20 protein-coding genes are annotated in these 16,780 nt (G+C 72.1%); 14 read left to right on the top strand and 6 right to left on the bottom strand.

Annotated features, from left to right (window positions below):
- Nucleotides 1-116: 116 nt before the first annotated feature.
- The 4 genes from AAH979_RS17905 to AAH979_RS17920 all read right to left on the bottom strand — a co-directional run bounded on the left by AAH979_RS17905 (nt 117) and on the right by AAH979_RS17920 (nt 2,963).
- Nucleotides 117-662, bottom strand: coding sequence for a GNAT family protein (locus AAH979_RS17905; protein WP_346259250.1), 546 nt, complete (start codon nt 660-662; stop codon nt 117-119).
- Nucleotides 663-672: 10 nt separating this feature from the next.
- On the bottom strand, nt 673-1,626 hold the full coding sequence (locus tag AAH979_RS17910; RefSeq protein ID WP_346259251.1) for an SDR family oxidoreductase: 954 nt from the start codon (nt 1,624-1,626) through the stop codon (nt 673-675).
- A gap of 274 nt (nt 1,627-1,900) precedes the next feature.
- A complete protein-coding gene (locus tag AAH979_RS17915) occupies nt 1,901-2,092 on the bottom strand; it encodes a DUF397 domain-containing protein (RefSeq protein ID WP_346259252.1) in 192 nt (63 codons plus the stop codon).
- The gene (locus AAH979_RS17920; RefSeq protein WP_346259253.1) at nt 2,085-2,963 is read right to left on the bottom strand and encodes a helix-turn-helix transcriptional regulator; all 879 of its coding nucleotides are present in this window, start codon (nt 2,961-2,963) and stop codon (nt 2,085-2,087) included. The genes AAH979_RS17915 and AAH979_RS17920 overlap by 8 nt, the downstream gene beginning before the upstream one ends.
- 250 nt (nt 2,964-3,213) lie before the next feature.
- Between AAH979_RS17920 and AAH979_RS17925 the strand changes: the two genes are divergently transcribed.
- Both AAH979_RS17925 and AAH979_RS17930 read left to right on the top strand, forming a co-directional pair.
- Nucleotides 3,214-3,495, top strand: a complete 282-nt coding sequence (locus AAH979_RS17925) for a hypothetical protein (protein WP_346259254.1) — start codon at nt 3,214-3,216, stop codon at nt 3,493-3,495.
- Nucleotides 3,495-4,058, top strand: coding sequence for a class I SAM-dependent methyltransferase (locus AAH979_RS17930; RefSeq protein ID WP_346259255.1), 564 nt, complete (start codon nt 3,495-3,497; stop codon nt 4,056-4,058). The genes AAH979_RS17925 and AAH979_RS17930 overlap by 1 nt, the downstream gene beginning before the upstream one ends.
- An 18-nt stretch (nt 4,059-4,076) precedes the next feature.
- On the opposite strand, the gene AAH979_RS17935 is transcribed toward AAH979_RS17930, so the two are convergent.
- Nucleotides 4,077-4,553: a MarR family transcriptional regulator gene (locus AAH979_RS17935; RefSeq protein ID WP_346259256.1), complete on the bottom strand. Its 477-nt coding sequence runs from the start codon at nt 4,551-4,553 to the stop codon at nt 4,077-4,079.
- A gap of 166 nt (nt 4,554-4,719) precedes the next feature.
- On the opposite strand from AAH979_RS17935, the gene AAH979_RS17940 reads away from it, so the two are divergent.
- Nucleotides 4,720-6,255 carry a DHA2 family efflux MFS transporter permease subunit gene (locus tag AAH979_RS17940; RefSeq protein WP_346259257.1) on the top strand — a complete coding sequence of 512 codons (1,536 nt, stop codon included), beginning with the start codon at nt 4,720-4,722 and terminating at the stop codon, nt 6,253-6,255.
- Nucleotides 6,256-6,347: 92 nt separating this feature from the next.
- On the opposite strand, the gene AAH979_RS17945 is transcribed toward AAH979_RS17940, so the two are convergent.
- Nucleotides 6,348-6,779, bottom strand: coding sequence for a hypothetical protein (locus tag AAH979_RS17945; RefSeq protein ID WP_346259258.1), 432 nt, complete (start codon nt 6,777-6,779; stop codon nt 6,348-6,350).
- Nucleotides 6,780-6,867: 88 nt separating this feature from the next.
- Here AAH979_RS17945 and AAH979_RS17950 point away from each other — a divergent pair, with 88 nt between their 5' ends.
- From AAH979_RS17950 to AAH979_RS18000, 11 genes are all read left to right on the top strand, one after another.
- On the top strand, nt 6,868-7,200 hold the full coding sequence (locus tag AAH979_RS17950; RefSeq protein ID WP_318394651.1) for a PadR family transcriptional regulator: 333 nt from the start codon (nt 6,868-6,870) through the stop codon (nt 7,198-7,200).
- Nucleotides 7,197-8,162, top strand: coding sequence for a hypothetical protein (locus AAH979_RS17955; protein WP_346259259.1), 966 nt, complete (start codon nt 7,197-7,199; stop codon nt 8,160-8,162). Before AAH979_RS17950 ends, AAH979_RS17955 begins: the two co-directional genes overlap by 4 nt.
- A gap of 208 nt (nt 8,163-8,370) precedes the next feature.
- Nucleotides 8,371-9,060 (top strand): dienelactone hydrolase family protein, encoded by a 690-nt coding sequence (locus AAH979_RS17960; RefSeq protein ID WP_346259260.1) that lies wholly within the window; start codon nt 8,371-8,373, stop codon nt 9,058-9,060.
- 49 nt (nt 9,061-9,109) lie between these two features.
- Nucleotides 9,110-9,835, top strand: a complete 726-nt coding sequence (locus tag AAH979_RS17965) for a uracil-DNA glycosylase (RefSeq protein WP_346259261.1) — start codon at nt 9,110-9,112, stop codon at nt 9,833-9,835.
- Between the two features lie 21 nt (nt 9,836-9,856).
- Nucleotides 9,857-10,663: a DUF4129 domain-containing protein gene (locus AAH979_RS17970; protein WP_346259262.1), complete on the top strand. Its 807-nt coding sequence runs from the start codon at nt 9,857-9,859 to the stop codon at nt 10,661-10,663.
- Entirely contained in the window at nt 10,660-11,253 is a 594-nt protein-coding gene (locus tag AAH979_RS17975) for a hypothetical protein (protein WP_346259263.1), read from the top strand. The genes AAH979_RS17970 and AAH979_RS17975 overlap by 4 nt, the downstream gene beginning before the upstream one ends.
- Nucleotides 11,250-12,263, top strand: coding sequence for a MoxR family ATPase (locus tag AAH979_RS17980; RefSeq protein ID WP_346259264.1), 1,014 nt, complete (start codon nt 11,250-11,252; stop codon nt 12,261-12,263). The genes AAH979_RS17975 and AAH979_RS17980 overlap by 4 nt, the downstream gene beginning before the upstream one ends.
- 86 nt (nt 12,264-12,349) lie before the next feature.
- Complete coding sequence (locus AAH979_RS17985) at nt 12,350-13,738, top strand: DUF58 domain-containing protein (protein WP_346259342.1); 1,389 nt, start codon at nt 12,350-12,352, stop codon at nt 13,736-13,738.
- A gap of 49 nt (nt 13,739-13,787) precedes the next feature.
- Nucleotides 13,788-14,318, top strand: coding sequence for a hypothetical protein (locus tag AAH979_RS17990; protein ID WP_346259343.1), 531 nt, complete (start codon nt 13,788-13,790; stop codon nt 14,316-14,318).
- Nucleotides 14,319-14,457: 139 nt separating this feature from the next.
- Entirely contained in the window at nt 14,458-15,828 is a 1,371-nt protein-coding gene (locus tag AAH979_RS17995) for an NAD(P)/FAD-dependent oxidoreductase (RefSeq protein ID WP_346259265.1), read from the top strand.
- 201 nt (nt 15,829-16,029) lie between these two features.
- Entirely contained in the window at nt 16,030-16,770 is a 741-nt protein-coding gene (locus AAH979_RS18000; protein ID WP_346259266.1) for a class I SAM-dependent methyltransferase, read from the top strand.
- Nucleotides 16,771-16,780: the final 10 nt, after the last annotated feature.

The following is a 16,780-nucleotide window of genomic DNA, read 5'->3' on the forward strand; positions in this document are numbered from 1 at the left end:
GGGTTATCCGCAACCCGCCAGCGGTCGCGTCAGCCGAGGAAGAAGAAATTCATGGGCGGAGCTTAGCAACAGGGCGGTCGCGGCGCGGCCGGGTTTCTGCCGAGCCGCCGGGGTGGTCACTCCGGCGCCGGATCGCTGCGGAGCCGGCTGTAGAGCCAGCCGTCCCGCCAGCGGCCGGCCCGGAACTCGACCGACCGCATCACGCCTTCGAGGCGGAAGCCGGCCTTCTCCAGCGACCGCTGCTCCGCCGCGTTCTCCGGATGGGTGCCGGCCTGGATGCGTTCGGCGGGGGTGTGTGTGAACAGGTAGTCGCAGAGCATGGCCTGGGCACGCCAGCCGATGCCCTGGCCGCGCCACTCGGGCAGCAGCGCGATCCCGATCTCCCAGAACTTCGCCACGCCGTACCCGGTGGCATGCCACCCGACGAACCCGACCGCGTCCTGCTCCGGCCCGGCCTCGACGATCAGCCGGCTGTTCTCGGCGCCGAGGTAGCCGTCGGCGGCGAACCGCCGGGCTGGCTCCTGGGCGTCCCGGAACCCGGTCCAGTCGAGCCCGATCAGGCCCGGTTCGGTCAGGAACCGCCGGAACATCGCGAGGTCGGCCTCGCGGACCGGGCGCAGCCGTACCGATGGCGCCACCGTCTCCTCCTGTTCCTGCCGCATCTGCGACGGCTCAGCCGGACGGGTGCGGATAGCTCACCCGGCTGAGCTGCTCCGACACCTCCCAGAGCTGGGCCGCCGCCGCCTCGTCCAGGGCTTGGGCAGGGACCTTCGCCGGGGTGGGTCCACCGTGGAGTTCGGCGAAGCCGTCCGGCCCGTAGTATCCGGCACCCTCGGCTGCCGGGCTGGTCGCGGCGTAGACGGCGGGCAGGGCGCCGCCCGGGATTTCCTGCCAGACCCACGGTACGAGGTAGAGCAGCCGGTTCCGGATCCGGTTGAGCCGCAGCGAGCGCCCGCCATGGGTTGGCCCGGTCACCTGGAGGTTGGTGATCGTCGCGCCCGGATGGGCGGCGTTGCTGCGGATCCCCCACCCGCCGAGCGTGCTGCGCCGCTGAAGCTCCCGGGCGAAGACCAGCATCGCGAGCTTGGACAGCCCGTACGCGCGCACCGGCTGGTAGTGGCGCTCACCCTGGAGGTTGTCGAAGTCGAACCGCCCGACGCGGCTCAGCATGCTGCTGATCGACACCACCCGGGCGGCACCGGCGGCGCGCAGCAGCGGAAGCAGGTGCCCGGTCAGCGCGAAGTGCCCGAGATAGTTGGTGGCGAACTGGAGTTCGTACCCGTCCTCGGTGAGCGCCCGGCGGCGGGGCGCCATGATCCCGGCGTTGTTGACCAGGATGTCGACCGGGCGGCCCCGTTCGGTCAGGGCCGTGCCGAACGCGGCGACACTGGCCAGCGACGTCAGGTCCAGGTGCTGGAGGGTGAGCTTCGCGGCGGGCACCTCGGCGCGGATCTCGGCGATGGCCCGGTTGCCCTTGGCCTCGTCGCGTACCGCGAGGATCACCTCGGCGCCGGCCCGGGCGAGCCGGTGGCTGACGCCGAACCCGATCCCGCTGTTGGCCCCGGTGACCACCGCGAGCTTGCCGGTCAGATCCGGTACGTCGATGTCGGGCGTGCGGTGCGGCATCTGATCAGTATCGACGCCGATGCGCCCGTCGTGGGGACGGCGTGCCGGATCGCCCTGGAGGATGATCCAGTCTGGCCGGTCCACACGCCGGCCGGCCGGCGTGCGGCGGCGGTGGCCGCCCATCGGCGCTCGGCAGCCACACCTGCCGCGCAGACTGTCGAGCTGGGTGCACGGACGGGGCACGGGGCGGCGCGGGCACCGTGGGCGCCCAAGCGGGGCAGCTCGACAGTCTCGCGGACCGGAGGTGTCTGCTCCGGCGGCGGTTACCCAGCGCTCAAGGCCGTACGGCCAGATCGGTGAGGAAGGACCGCCACGCGGTGGGGTGGAAACTCAACGTGCCACCGTCGCGATCCTTGGTGTCACGCACCAGCACCCGGCCAGGCGGATTGACGGCCACCTCGACGCAGGCCCCCTCGTTGCCACTATGGGTGCTCTTCCGCCAGTTCGGAACGGTCGGCTCAGTCATCCACTGCCTCCTTGATGATGTCGGCGATCAGGTCTTCGGAGGCCTCCTGGCTGAGCGCCAGTTCGCCGAGAGTCCGCCAGACGTCATCGTAGAACGTCACCTCGGCGGGTTTGTCCAGATAGAGGGCGCCGGTCAGGTTCTCGCTGTAGACGGTGGTTGGCTCGGGCGGACGGGTGCCGAGCGCCGGGAAATCGAGGATGTAGAAGGCATTCGTCATCGATGCCCGGTGCGGACCCGCCGCCGATGGCAATACCCGCACGGTGACCGAAGGCAATCGGTTGGCGTTTGCCAGGTAGGCGAGTTGAGCCAACCATGCGTCATGATCCGAGATCGGCCGACGCAGCACGGCCTCGTCCAGGATCACCTCTAGATCAGGAGCCTTGGGGTGGCGGCGCGTCAGAATCCGTTGGCGTTCCAACCGCAGCGCCACCTTGGTCGCGATGTCCTGCTCGGTGACCCCCGGCTTGGTCCGGAAGACCTCGGTGGCGTACTCGGGAGTTTGCAACAGGCCGGGAATCAGCGATGACTCGAAGTTGCGGATCCGGCAGGCGGCCGCTTCCATGCCGACGTACAACTGGAACCAGGAGGGGATCACCTCGCCGTAGGCGTGCCACCAGCCCTTGGCCTTGGACTCCTTGGCGAGGCTGAGCAGCACGTTGGTCATCTTCGGGGTGACGCCGTAGAGCCGGCACATCGCCTCGACGTCGTGCGTCCGTACCGTGGTTTCGCCGCGCTCGATCCGGTACATCCGGGCCCGGGACCATTCCAGGATCTTGGCCGCCGGTTCGAGATTGATCCCGGCTTCCTCTCGGGCGATCTTCAAATGACGGCCGAGTTGACGTTGCGGTACGGATGACGCGCGGTCCCCCACGATCCCGCTCCATTCTCTGCTGGACAGTTTCGAACGGCTGGAACGAGACAGCGATATCGGCCGGCACGGTCCGATGTCAATATTTCTCGGCAAATCTCGCGCCATACTGCTGACCGCGCGGAAATCGATGTCCAGACTCCTCCGCAGGCGGTCGCGCTCGGTTGATACAGGGGTGTAGGTCCCGGGCGTGGCCTGCGGGGGTCGCCGGTCGGCGGAGACCGGCGACCCCTTCCAGGACCGGGAGGTAACGATGCCGTCCGCCGTACGCCCGCACCTGCCGCAGCGGCCGATCTGGCTCTGCCGGGCCTGTGTCCGGCCGTGGCCCTGCCCGCTGGCCCGCGCCAACCTGGCGATCGAGTACGCGGCCGATCCGGTCGCCCTGCACGTCTACCTCGCGTCGATGCTCCAGGACGCGATCGACGACCTGTACCGGCTCAACCCGCAGCCCGGCCCCGATCCGGCCGCCATGTACGCCCGGTTCCTCGCCTGGGCCAGGCCACGGCTGCGCTGGCGGCGACGTACAGTCCGTTGATGGTGCGGGCGGCGGCGGTGCCGGAGCGGCTGCGGTGGGCGGTCGACCTGCTGAAGGTGGCCCCGGACGATCGCCTGTTGGAGATCGGCTGCGGTAACGGGGTCGCGGTGTCGCTGGTCTGCGACCGGCTGGTCGACGGGCGGATCACCGCGATCGACCGCTCGGCGGCGGCGATCCGGCAGGCGGAACGGCGCAACCGCGACCACATCTCGGCGGGGAGGGCGGTCATCCGGCTCGGCGCGCTCGAGGAACTCGGCGTGCTGGAGCAGTCCGATCTGGACGGTGAGCGGTTCGACAAGATCTTTGCCGTCAACGTCAACCTGTTCTGGACCCGGTCACCGGCCGCCGAACTCACCCTGCTCAAACGGCTGCTGCGTCCGGCTGGCGGGCTCTACCTGTGCTACGAGCCGCCGGAGGCGACCCGGGTGGCGGAACTGGTCAAGCGGCTGCCGGTGACGCTGGCGACGCACGGGTTCGCCCCCACCGCGGTCACGTCGGCGACCACGCGTTCCACGTCCCTGCTCTGTGTCTCCGGACGCCTGGCGATGCCGGAGGGGCGCTAGGACAGCGGGCGGCCGGGGTCAGCCCGCGAAGCCGGCGACACATCCCGGTGGCGGCTCCGGGACCTGGGCGACGGCGTTCACCAGCAGCGCGCTGCACTGGGCGACGGTACGCAGCTCGTCGTCGGTGAGCCGGTCGAGGATCCGGCGCATCTTCTCCGTGCCGGCCGTCGCGAACCGGTCGACCAGGTCGTGCCCGGACCTGCTCAGCTCGATCCGGCGTACCCGGCGGTCGTGCGGGTCTTCGCGGCGGGTGACCAGGCCCTGCGCGACCAGCCGGTCCACCATCCCGGTCATGGTGGCTAGGCTCACACCCAGCGCGCTGCTGAGTTCCTGGCCGGCGATGCTGCCGTGGGCCGAGAGCACCAGCAGGACCTTCAACTGCGGCAACGTCAGGTGCAGCGAGAACAGCGGGTTCGCCGGGTCGTTGGCGAAAAGGTGCTGTATCTCTCGTTGCGTTTCCATGATCTGGGCGATGAGATCGTCCCGGTCACCCATCGATCCTCCAGAGCACCAGACGGCGGCAACGGTCGGCCGCAACGCGGCCTTGCCCTCCGCGGTCAGCGGAGGTTACCAGGGAAGCGCCAGCCCCAGAATACTTCGCTGCGGGCGAACTGTTAGTGTCGGCCTAACTTTACATCCACGGGGAAAAGGAGCGAGCCGCATGTCCGTGGCCGTCCAACCTGACGCCGGGAGCGACAAGCTCGATCCCGGCGTCCTGAGAGTCGCCGGTGTGGTGGTGCTCGGCGCCATCATGTCCATCCTCGACGTCACCGTCGTCAGCGTCGCGCTGCCGACCTTCCAGAGCAAGTTCGACGCGAGCTACGCCACCGTCGCCTGGACGATGACGGCGTACACGCTGGCGCTGGCCACCGTGATCCCGATCACCGGCTGGGCGGCCGACCGGTTCGGCACCAAGCGCCTCTACCTGCTGTCCCTGGTGCTGTTCCTCGGTGGTTCGGCGCTGTGCAGCGTGGCCTGGGACATCGGCCCACTGATCGTCTTCCGGGCACTCCAGGGTCTCGGCGGCGGCATGCTGATGCCGCTCGGCATGACGATCATGACCCGCGCCGCTGGCCCGCACCGGGTCGGCCGGGTGATGGCGGTGCTCGGCGTACCGATGCTGCTCGGCCCGATCGGCGGCCCGATCCTCGGCGGGTGGCTGATCGAGGCGGCCTCCTGGCACTGGATCTTCCTGATCAACGTGCCGATCGGCATCGTCGCCTTCGTCCTGGCGCTGCGGGTGCTGCCCAAGGACGAGCCGCACCCCTCCGAGTCGTTCGACTTCGTCGGCATGCTGCTGCTCTCGCCGGGTCTGGCGCTCTTCCTCTACGGCGTCTCCTCGATCCCGGAGGCCGGCACCGTGGCCGCCGCCAAGGTGCTGTTCCCGGCGATCACCGGCCTGGTGCTGATCCTCGCGTTCGTGTTCCACGCGCTGCGCAAGGACCACCCGCTGATCGACCTGGGGCTGTTCAAGAACCGCAACCTCACCATCTCGGTCGTCACGATGACGCTGTTCACCGTGGCGTTCATGGGCGCGATGCTGCTGCTGCCCAGCTACTTCCTCCAGGTGCGCGGCGAGGGCACCCTCGACGCCGGCCTGCTGCTGGCCCCGCAGGGCATCGGCGCGATGCTCACCATGCCGATCGCCGGCCGGCTGACCGACCGGATCGGCCCCGGCAAGCTGGTGCTCGGCGGCATCGTGCTGATCGCCCTGGGGCTCTCCCCGTTCACCCAGATCACCGCCGACAGCTCGTACGGGCTGCTCCTCGGCGGCCTGTTCGTGATGGGCATGGGGATGGGCATGACCATGATGCCGATGATGTCGGCGGCGATGGCCAGCCTCACCCACCAGCAGGTCGCCCGGGGCTCCACGATGATGAACATCGTCCAGCAGACCGCCGGCTCGATCGGCACCGCCGTGATGTCCGTGATCCTCACCAACCAGGTGCTGGAGAGCCAGGCGGCCACCGCGTACAGCGCGGTCACCCGGGGGCAGGTGCCGCGTGAGCAGGTGCCGCCGGAGGTGCTGACCCAGGGGCAGGCGTCGCTGGCCGACGCCTTCGGCCAGACCTACATCATCGCGCTGGTGCTGATCGTCCTCTGTGTCGTCCCGGCGCTGCTGCTGCCGCGCAAGCGGATCGAGCCCGCCTCGCCGGAGCAGTGCGCCGAGGTGCCGGTCCCGGTCGCCATGCACTGAGCCGGTCCCGCAGTTCGGGGCACCGGAGCACGACCCCATGTCCGTCGCCGCCCTTCCGCCATTCCGGTGGGAGGGCGGCGACGGTTGGCGTCTCAGCCGGTGCGGAACAGGTCCGCCCGGGACTGCTCGCGCGGCTCGCGCTCGTCCCGCGACCACCACCAGGCGTAGCTGATCGCCCCGGGGCGCGGCGTGCTCAGCACGATCCGGGCCACCAGCGGTCCCTCGTACGCGGTGAAGTGCCCGGGGGAGCGCTGGGTGAAGCAGACCATGCCGGGCAGTTCGAGGCTGGCGACGTGCAGTTCGAGTCGTCCGCCGGCACCGAGGACCAGCACGCTGTGCTCGACGTGCCGCAGGCCGTCGCTGTCGGTGGTCGCCTCGTAGTCGAGAATGGCGGCACGTCCGTCGAGGGCGGCGCTGACCACCATCCGCGCCACGAACGGCCCGCTCTCCGGGCCGTCGCCCCGGCCCCGGTACACCCCGGTGGCGGCGGTGAGGCGGCGTAGTACGTCGGTCTCGGCGGGCACGGCGACACCGTAGCGCCCGTGCGCCACGCCGGTCGCAACGCTACTGCCGCGTTGACGGTACTGCGCATTGAATAGTAGTATCGCCGACGTGGACACGACCCAGTTGCTCAAAGGCGTGCTGGATCTCGCGGTCCTGGCCGTGCTGAAGGACGAGGACGGCTACGGCTACGACATCATGCGCCGGCTCCGCGCGGCCGGCCTCGAAGAGATCGGCGACGCCTCCGTCTACGGCACGCTGCGCCGGCTCTTCCAGGCCGGCCTGCTCACCACCTACGTGGTGCCCAGCGAGTCGGGCCCCCATCGGAAGTACTACGCGCTCAACCCGGCGGGGCGGGACCAGCTCCTCCGGTCCGGCAAGGTCTGGCGTTCCTTCGCCACCACCATGGACAGGCTGCTCGACGACAAGGGGATGGCGGCATGACCGTGACCGAGCAGGAGATCGCCCGGTACGTCGGGCAGGTCCGCGAGGCGCTGGCCGACCTGCCGCCGCCGGTCCGCGACGAACTGCTCGAAGACCTGCCCGAGCACCTGGCCGAGGTGGCCGCCGAGGGGGAGGGGTCGCTCTACGAGCGGCTCGGCCCGCCGCAGGCGTACGCGATGGAGCTGCGTACCGCCGCCGGAGTCCCCCCGCCGGCCGGTGCCGTCAACCTCGACCAGCGGATCGGTGCGGCGGTCCGCAAGGGCCGGGACCGGATCCGCGCCGCCGACACCCGGCTCGGCCCCGTCCTCGGCTACACCCGGCTCAGCGACTTCCTCCGGCTGCTCCGCCCCGCCTGGTGGATCCTGCGCGGCTACCTCGCCGCGATGCTGATCACCGTGCTGCTGGCCGGAACCTCGTTCGGGCTGCTGCCCCGGCTCGGCGGCAGCGGCCTGGCCGCGCTGCTGCTGCTTGCCGCGACCATCACCGGGTCGATCTGGCTCGGCCGGCGTACCGACCGGATGGGCCGGCGCCCGAGGTTCGTCCTCAACCTGGGTGCGGCCCTGCTGGTTCTCTTCGGCCTGACCGGCTTCGTCGAACTCGACAGCCGGGTCGGCGGCAGCCCGGTGCAGTACGAGCAGGTCTACACCGACCAGTACTCCGGGGTGCAGGACGTCTACGTCTACGACAGCCAGGGGCGGCTGCTGGAGGGGGTACGACTCTTCGACCAGAACGGCCAGCCGATCCGGTTGGGCCACCCGTGGTGCGCGGAGGCGCAGCGGCCGTACTCGCTCGACGAGGCGTTCGCCGACCTGACCCGCCAGCCGTACCCGTACTGCCCGCAGGGGGCGCCGTTCCGGTTCGGACCGACCTCCCCGCCGGCTCCCGAGCCGACCGCTCCGGCCGAACCGTCGGCCACCCCGAGCGGCACCGCGCCGACGGCGAGTCCTACCCCGACCGACTAGACCGCAAACCCGCTCCCCCGGGGCGGTCGACGACGTGGCGTACACCTGTGCAACAGGAGGTGTACGCCACGTCGCTGTTGGCTTCCGTCCCCCCGTCGGGCGTGGCAGGCTACCCGAACACCCGGCACGCAAGACCCGGACCTCCGGACTTTGGGTGGGTAGAACTGTGCGACCAGCCAACGATGACTGACCGACAGGAGGGCCACCGATGGGCGAGATGGTGAGTTACCGGAGTAACGGGGGGACCAGCGAGGGCTACCTGGCGCTGCCGGCCGGCGGCGCGACCGGTCCGGCCGTCATCGTCATCCAGGAGTGGTGGGGACTGGTGCCGCACATCACATCGGTTGCCGACCGGTTCGCCGAGGCCGGCTTCGTGGCGCTCGCCCCCGACCTCTACCACGGCGCCTCCACCACCGAGCCCGACCAGGCCGGCAAGCTGCTGATGGGCCTGGCCATGGACCAGGCCGCCCGGGACATCGCCGGTGCCGCCGACTACCTCGCGGAGCGGCCCGAGGTCGACGGCGACCGGGTCGGCTGCGTCGGCTTCTGCGCCGGCGGCAGCCTCGCGCTCTGGTCGGCGACCCTCTCCGACCGGATCGTCGCGACCGTGGGCTTCTATCCGGTGCTGCCCTGGGAGCGGATGCGTCCCGAGTGGTCCAACTACGCGGGCAAGGCCGCCGTGATCCACTGCTCGGAGGAGGACGGCACCTCGGCGGCCGACGGGGTCAAGGCGGCCCGGCAGGCGATCGAGGCGGCCGGTGGTGACTGCACCACCCACGACTACCCCGGCACCCGGCACGCCTTCTTCAACGACGACCGGCCGGAGGTCTTCGACCAGCGGGCGGCGGCCAGCGCCTGGGCCCGTACCCTGGAACTCTTCCGGGCCCGACTTGGCTGAACCGCTCCGACCCGCCGGAGGGGACCGGCGGTCGCGTACCCCCGGGGATGTGCTCGCCCGCGCAACGCGGGCGGGCGACCTGGCCGAGTTGGACGGCGCCGTCGCCGACTGCTTCGCCTGCCCCCGGCTGGTCGCCTGGCGGGAGGAGGTCGCCGCCGTCCGTCGGGCCGCCTTCCGCGACCAGGAATACTGGGGCCGCCCGGTCCCCGGCTTCGGCGTCCCCGACGCCCGGATCGCCATCCTCGGGCTGGCCCCGGCCGCGCACGGCGGCAACCGGACCGGGCGGATCTTCACCGGTGACCGCTCCGGTGACGTGCTCTTCGCCGCGCTGCACCGGGCCGGCCTGGCCAACCAGCCGACCAGCGTCGCCGCCGACGACGGCCTCGCGCTGCGACACACCCGGATCGCCGCCGCCGTCCGCTGCGCTCCGCCGGACAACAAGCCCAGCCCGGCGGAGCGGGACACCTGCGCGCCGTGGCTGCACCGGGAGATCGAGCTGATCAGACCCACCCTGCGCGTCGTGGTCACGCTGGGCGCGTTCGCCTGGGCGGCGTGGTGGCCGCTGCTCCGCCAGGTGTACGGCGTGCGACCGCCCACCCCGCGACCCGCGTTCGGGCATGGGGCACACTGGTGCGGAGACGAGGCCGTCCCGCAGGTGCTCGGCTGCTACCACGTCAGCCAGCAGAACACCTTTACCGGGCGGCTCACACCGACAATGCTGGACGAGGTGTTCGCCCGGGCCCGGCACCTGGCCGGGCTGGACGAGGACGGCTAGACGGCTCAGGGAGGCGGTGCGATGACCGACGGGCACTCCGGCCGTGCCCGCCCGGCACCGCACCCGCCCCGGTCCAGCATCACCGCCGGCCTGTTCCGGACGCTCTGGCCGCTGGCAGCGGTCGCCGGGTTGCTGGCGCTGGCGGCGCTCGCCGCCGCGCACTCGTCGATCGGGTTCACCCGGGTCGAGCCGCCGGCCGACATCGTGCCGACCTTCGAGCAGCAGGCCCCGCCCGCCGGGCTGGACCAGCCGACCGACACCCCCGCACCCGGCCAGCCCGGCAACTACCTGCCGGGCTGGGTTCCGCTGGTCGGCACCGTGCTCTGCGGTGCGGTGGTGGTGGCGGTGCTGGTCGCGCTGCTCTGGGCGCTGGCCCGGGACCTGCTGCGCCGCCGCCGGGGGCTGGCCCGCCCCGGTGCCCGGAAACTCCGCTCCGCCGAGCAGACGGCGGAGGAGGTCGTCGCCGCGCTCGACGCCGGCCTGGTCGATCTCTCCGACACCGACGCCGACCCGCGCAAGGCGGTGATCGCCTGCTGGGTACGCCTGGAGCAGGCCGCCGCCGCGGCCGGTGTCGAACGCCGGCCCGGGGACACCCCGACCGACCTGGTGACCCGGCTGCTCGGCGGCGGCCGGCCGGTCAGCGCCGACGTGCTGGCCGCGTTCGCCGACGTCTACCGGGAGGCCCGGTACGCCACGCACACCGTCGACGAGCGGATGCGGGCCCAGGCCCTGGCCGCGCTGCGCCGGCTGCGCACCGAACTCACCTCACGGGTCGACCGGCTGGACGGGGACGGCGAGCGGGCGGCGGCCGGGAGCGGGCAGCGGTGAGCGGGTCCAGCACCAGCATCTTCGATCTGCTCCAGGACGAGGAGGAGCAGCAGCCGACGGCCACTCGCCGGCGCGGCGGCGTACGCGGCTGGCTGCGGATCGGACTGGCCGCGGCCGGGCTCACCGCGGCGGTCGTACTCGGGCTGCGCATGGTCGGGGTCGGCGTCTCCGCCGCCGCCGTCTTCGCCGGCTTCCTCGCCCTGCTGCTGCTGCGCCGACTCACCCGGACCCTCGCCCCGCCACCACCGGTGCCGGTCCGGCTCCGCCGCCCCGCCGGCGACGGCGAATCCGACGGCAGCTACAACTGGACCGTCGGGGACGCCCTGGGCAGCTCGGTCAACCGCTGGGAGACCAAACTCACCTGGTCGCAGGGGGAGCCGGAGCGGTTCTCCCGGGCGGTGCTGCCGGTGTTGTGCGAACTCGTCGACGAGCTGCTCCGGCAGCGGCACGGCGTCACCCGGGTCAGCGACCCGGCCCGGGCCCGGGCACTGCTCGGCGAGCCACTGTGGAACTTTCTCGACACGCCTCCCAAGCGCACTCCGGCGCCGCGCGACCTCGCGGCGATCGTCGCCCAATTGGAGAAGCTATGACAGACGCGGACCAGGTCAGCACCTTCGACGTGGGTCGGCTGGCGCAGGCCGTGCTGGACCAGGTCGGCACGGTGGTGGTGGGCAAGCGGGACGCCCTGGAGCTGGTGCTCGCCGGCATCCTGGCCGGCGGGCACGTGCTGCTGGAGGACCTGCCGGGGCTCGGCAAGACGCTGACCGCCCGCTCCTTCGCCCAGGCGCTCGGGCTCGACTTCCGGCGGTTGCAGTTCACCCCCGACCTGCTCCCCGCCGACGTCACCGGTTCGTTCCTCTACGACCAGCGCACCGCCGACTTCAGCTTCCGGGCCGGGCCGGTCTTCACCAACCTGCTGCTCGCCGACGAGATCAACCGTACGCCGCCGAAGACCCAGGCGGCGCTGCTGGAGGCGATGCAGGAGAAGCAGGTCTCGGTCGAGGGTGTCACCTACCGGCTGGACCCGCCGTTCCACGTGATCGCCACCGCCAACCCGATCGAGTACGAGGGCACCTATCCGCTGCCGGAGGCACAGCTCGACCGGTTCCTGCTCCGGGTCTCGTTCGGCTATCCGGGCGCCGAGGAGGAGTGGGACGTGCTCCGCCGCCGGATGGCCCGCCGCCAGGAGGAGGCGGAGCTGAAACCGGTGGTGAACGCCGAGGTGCTCCGGGCGATGCAGGCCGCCCTGGAGAACGTGGTGGTGGAGGACTCGATCGGCCGCTACATCGTGTCGCTGACCGCCGCCACCCGGGAGCACGCCTCGGTACTCGTCGGCGCCTCGCCGCGCGGCTCGCTCGCACTGCTGCTGCTGGCCCGGGCGATCGCCGCGTTCGCCGGCCGCGACTACGTGATCCCCGAGGACGTCAAGGCGGTGGCGGTGCCGGTGCTGGCGCACCGGATCACCCTGCGGCCGGAGATGTGGCTGCGCCGGGTCGACCCGTCGTTCGTGGTCAACGAGGTGCTGGAGACCACCCCCGCGCCGGCCAGCGGTGCGCTGCCCAGCTACGCGGCCGGGCCGGCCGGGGCACGCGCGACGTGAGTCCCACCGGACCGACCCTGCGACCCGCCGTACCCGGGCAGCGGGCGGCCGCCCCTGCCGGGACGGAGTCGTCCGGGGACGCCTCGGTGCCGGACTGGGTCTCCACCCGGGCACTCGGCCGGGCGGTGCTGCTCACCGGGCTCTTCCTGGTGGCCGGTGCGCTGCTCGGCCGGATCGACCTGGTGGTGCTGGCCGCCCCGTTCGCGCTCGGCACCGCGTACGCGCTGCGCCGCCGACCGGCGCGGCCGCCGGAGATCGGGATCGGGGCCGACGACACCAACCTGGTCGAGGGGGGCGCGCTGGTCGCCGGGATCAGCGTCGGCAACCGCGACGACGTCGGCTACGACCTGGTGCTGGTCCGTACCGTGGTCTCGTCCTGGCTGCGGATCGACGAGGTCCGGTTCGCGCCCGGCGGCGCCGGGTCGGACGGCTCCGCCCCGGCGGACGGCTCCGACCGCCCGGCCCCGACCGGCCGCCGGGACGCCACCGACCGCCCCTACGGCTTTGCCGTGCCGGCCGGCACCATAGCCGACCTGGAGCTGCGCGGCGGGACGCTGCGCTGGGGCCGGCACTCGCTCGGGCCGGCGGCGGTCCGGGCGGTCGCCTGCGACGGGCTGCTGGCCAGCCAGACGGTGCGGAGCGATGCCCGTCCGGTGCCGGTCTATCCGGTCACCGAGCCGTTCGACGCGGACGAGGCGATGCCCCGGGCCGCCGGCCTGGTCGGCGGGCACCGGTCCCGGCGCCCCGGCGAGGGCGGCGAGCTGGCCGGGGTACGCATCTTCGGGCCCGGTGACCGGCTGCGCCGGATCGACTGGCGGGTCTCGCTGCGGGCCCGGCAACTGCACGTGGCGGCGATGCTCTCCGACCGGGACGCCGAGGTGGTGCTGCTGCTCGACGTGCTGGCCGAGGCGGGCCGGTCCGGCGGGATCCGGGGCAGCGCGTCGGTGCTGGACACCTGCGTCCGGGCCGCCGCCGCGATCGCCGAGCACTACCTGCACCGGGGCGACCGGGTCTCGCTGCTGGAGTACGGCCCGTCGGCCCGTCGACTCCGCCCGGCGACCGGGCGGCGGCAGTACCTGACCCTGCTGGAGTGGCTGCTCGACGTCCGGGTCGAACAGTCCCCGCACGAGCCGTACGACCAGGTCTTCGGCCCGCAACTGCTCTCCTCCAACGCCCTGGTGGTGGTACTCACCCCGCTGGTGGACGCCCGGTCGGCCGCGATGCTGGCCCGGCTGGCCCGGTCCGGCCGGTTCGTGGTGGCGGTGGACACCCTGCCGCCGTCGGCGGTGCCACCGAAGCGGGGGCAGTGGACCGAGGTGGCGCACCGGCTCTGGCGGCTGGACCGGGACACCACGATCGGGCAGCTCCGCGAGCACGGTGTGCCGGTGGTCACCTGGGCCGGGGCGGGCAGCCTCGACCTGGTGCTCCGGGACGTCGCCCGGCTCGCCTCCGCACCCCGGCCGGCGCTGCGGTGAGCGCCGGCGTGCCGAACGGAGAGCCGTCGTGGTGAACCGGATCAAGGAGATGTACGCCGCGATCGGCCGGATCACCCTGGTGCCGCTGCTGGTCCGGGCCGGTGTCTTCATCTGCGCGCTGCTCGCGCTGCTGCTGGCGTACCCGTCCGGGCCGTCCGATTCCCGGCTGCTCGGCCTGCTGGTGGTGGCGGCGCTGGCGCCCGCGGTGGCGCCCCGGCGGAACTGGCCCACCCTGGTGCTGCTGGCCGCGGCCGGCGCCTGGGTGGTGGCCACCGGCTGGTACGACCAGCCGGTGGAGCTGTGGCGGCTGCTCGCCCTGGCCACCTTCCTCTACCTGACCCACACCCTGGCGGCGCTCGCCGCCCTGCTGTCGTACGACGCGGTGGTCGCCCCCGAGGTGCTGGCCCGGTGGGTCACCCGAGCCCTGGGGGTCGGGCTCGCCTCGGCGGTGCTCTCGGTGCCGCTGCTGGCGATGGACGGGCAGTTCGGCGACCGGAGCTTCGTCGCCGCGCTGCTCGGCGGGCTCGCCGTGGCCGTCGGCGCGGCCGCGCTGCTCGGCTGGCTGTTCCGCCGCAGGTAGCGGCCGGGTTTTCCCGGCGGTCTGCCCACCCCGGCGGCAAGATCGGCGCAAACTGGGGTAACGCGGGTCACCTGGCGTCGTCAATCACAGAAGGGGCATCTGGCCAGCATCCGGCGCCGGGTGGGGGAAGGATAGAGGCGTGAATCCGCAGCGGATCCTTGTGGTGGGCGCCGGTCACGTCGGCCTGTACGCGGCCCTGCGCCTGTCGAAGAAGCTCCGGTCGTGGGAGGCCGAGGTCATCGTCGTCGACCCTCAGCCCCACATGACGTACCAACCCTTCCTGCCCGAGGCGGCGGCCGGCAACATCTCCCCCCGGCACTCCGTGGTGCCGCTCCGGCGCGAGCTGCGCCGCTGCACCATCGTCTCCGGCACGGTCACCCGGGTCGAGCACGACCGGAAGACCGCGACCGTGCAGCCGATCATCGGACCGGCCCGGGAGATCCAGTACGACCACATCGTGGTGGCGCCCGGCTCCGTCTCCCGTACCCTGCCCATCCCCGGGCTGGCCGAGCAGGGCATCGGGTTCAAGACCATCGGTGAGGCGATCTTCCTGCGCAACCACGTGCTGGACCGGCTGGACGTGGCCGCCGCCACCACCGACCCGGACACCCGGCGCTCCGCGCTGACCTTCGTCTTCGTCGGCGGCGGCTACGCCGGCATCGAGGCGCTGGCCGAGATGGAGGACATGGCCCGGGACGCCCTGAAGTACTACCCGGAGCTGAAGCCTGACGACATGCGCTGGGTGCTGGTCGAGGCGACCCTGCGGGTGCTGCCCGAGGTCGACCGGGACATGGGCGCGTACACGGTCGCGCAGTTGCTGAAGCGGAAGATGGACATCCGGCTGGAGACCCGGCTGGAGTCCTGTGTGGATGGCCTGGTCCGGCTCTCCGACGGGGACAGCTTCCGGGCCGACACCATCGTCTGGACGGCCGGGGTGAAGCCGTCGCCGATGCTGGCCCAGACCGACCTGCCCCGGGACGAGCGGGGCCGGGTCACCTGCCTGCCGACCCTCCAGGTGGTCGACGGTGACCGGGTCGTCGAGGGGGCGTGGAGCGCCGGTGACTGCGCGGCGGTGCCGGACCTGACCGGACCGCCCGGGGCGTATTGCTCGCCCAGTGCCCAGCACGCGGTGCGGCAGGCGGCCCGGATGGCCGACAACATCCGGGCGGTGATCCGGGGGCGGCAGCCGGTGGACTACAAGCACAAGCACGCCGGCAGCGTGGCCAGCCTCGGCCTGCACAAGGGCGTCGCCCAGGTCTACGGGATCAAGCTCAAGGGGCTGCCGGCCTGGTTCATGCACCGGACGTACCACATGAGCCGGATTCCGTCGCTGAACCGCAAGGTACGGGTGATCGTGGACTGGACCCTCGCCTTCTTCCTCCGCCGCGAGGTGGTCGCGCTGGGCCAGTTGCACGACCCCCGGGAGGAGTTCGTCGAGGCGAGCACGCCGGTCGCCCGGGATACCCGGCCGAGAAACGAGAATTTGGCCGGCGTCGATCCCCGGGTCTGAGTGCCCACACCTCCCGTCCGCTGGGACGGTCACCAGCGGCTGGCCGCCTTGGGTGGTCGGATGTGCGGGGGCGCGGATATCCTGTCCCTCCTTGATGCGTGAGGACGAGGAGTCGAAAGTGCCCCCCAAGCGATTCGTCAGCGCCCAGGAGGGAACAATCGCCACGGTGGTCGTGACCGGGCCGACTGCCGGTCCAGCGCGGTGAGCGTCCGGGGCGGCCTGCGGGCACCCGCGACGCTGGCGGAGTCGACGGTCCTGCAGTCGGCGGTACTGGAAGACCTCCGGTCGGCGGTCAACCACAACCGGTGGCTTCTCTCGCTGTCGGAGCCGTGGCTCGGCGACGATCCCCTCGAGATCGGTTCCGGCCTCGGTGAGGCTGCCGCGATCTGGGCGGCCGACGGCCGTAAGATGACCGCCTCCGAGGCGGACCCGGGGCGGCTGGCGCGGTTGAGGGAGCGGTTCGACAACCATCCCACGGTGCGGGTCCGGGAACTCGCCGTACCGATCCGGGAGAGCGCGGACCACTCCGCCGTGGTTGCCCTCAACGTGCTGGAGCACATCGAGGACGACGTGGCGGCCCTGCGTGACTTCGCCCGGTTGGTCCGGCCGGGCGGACGCATCGTCCTGATCGTGCCGGCCTTCGAACAGGCGATGAGCAACTTCGACCGGCGGATCGGCCATTTCCGGCGGTACCGCGTTCCCACGATGACCGCGACGCTGCGTCGGGCCGGGCTGCGGCCGGTCAGGGTGCAGTACGTCAACTCGATCGGGCTGCTCGGCTGGATGCTGCTGGTCAAGGCGCTGGACGGGGAGCCACGGGAGGGCATGCCGCTGAAAATTTACGACCGGTTGTGCGTGCCGGTGCTACGCCGGGTGGAGGAGCGGATCCGGGTGCCCTTCGGGCAGTCCGTCTTCGCCGTCGCCGAGACTCCGCAGGAGTGACCACCGGCTT

This window comes from Plantactinospora sp. ZYX-F-223 (genome assembly GCF_039649625.1).
GTDB lineage: Bacteria > Actinomycetota > Actinomycetes > Mycobacteriales > Micromonosporaceae > Plantactinospora.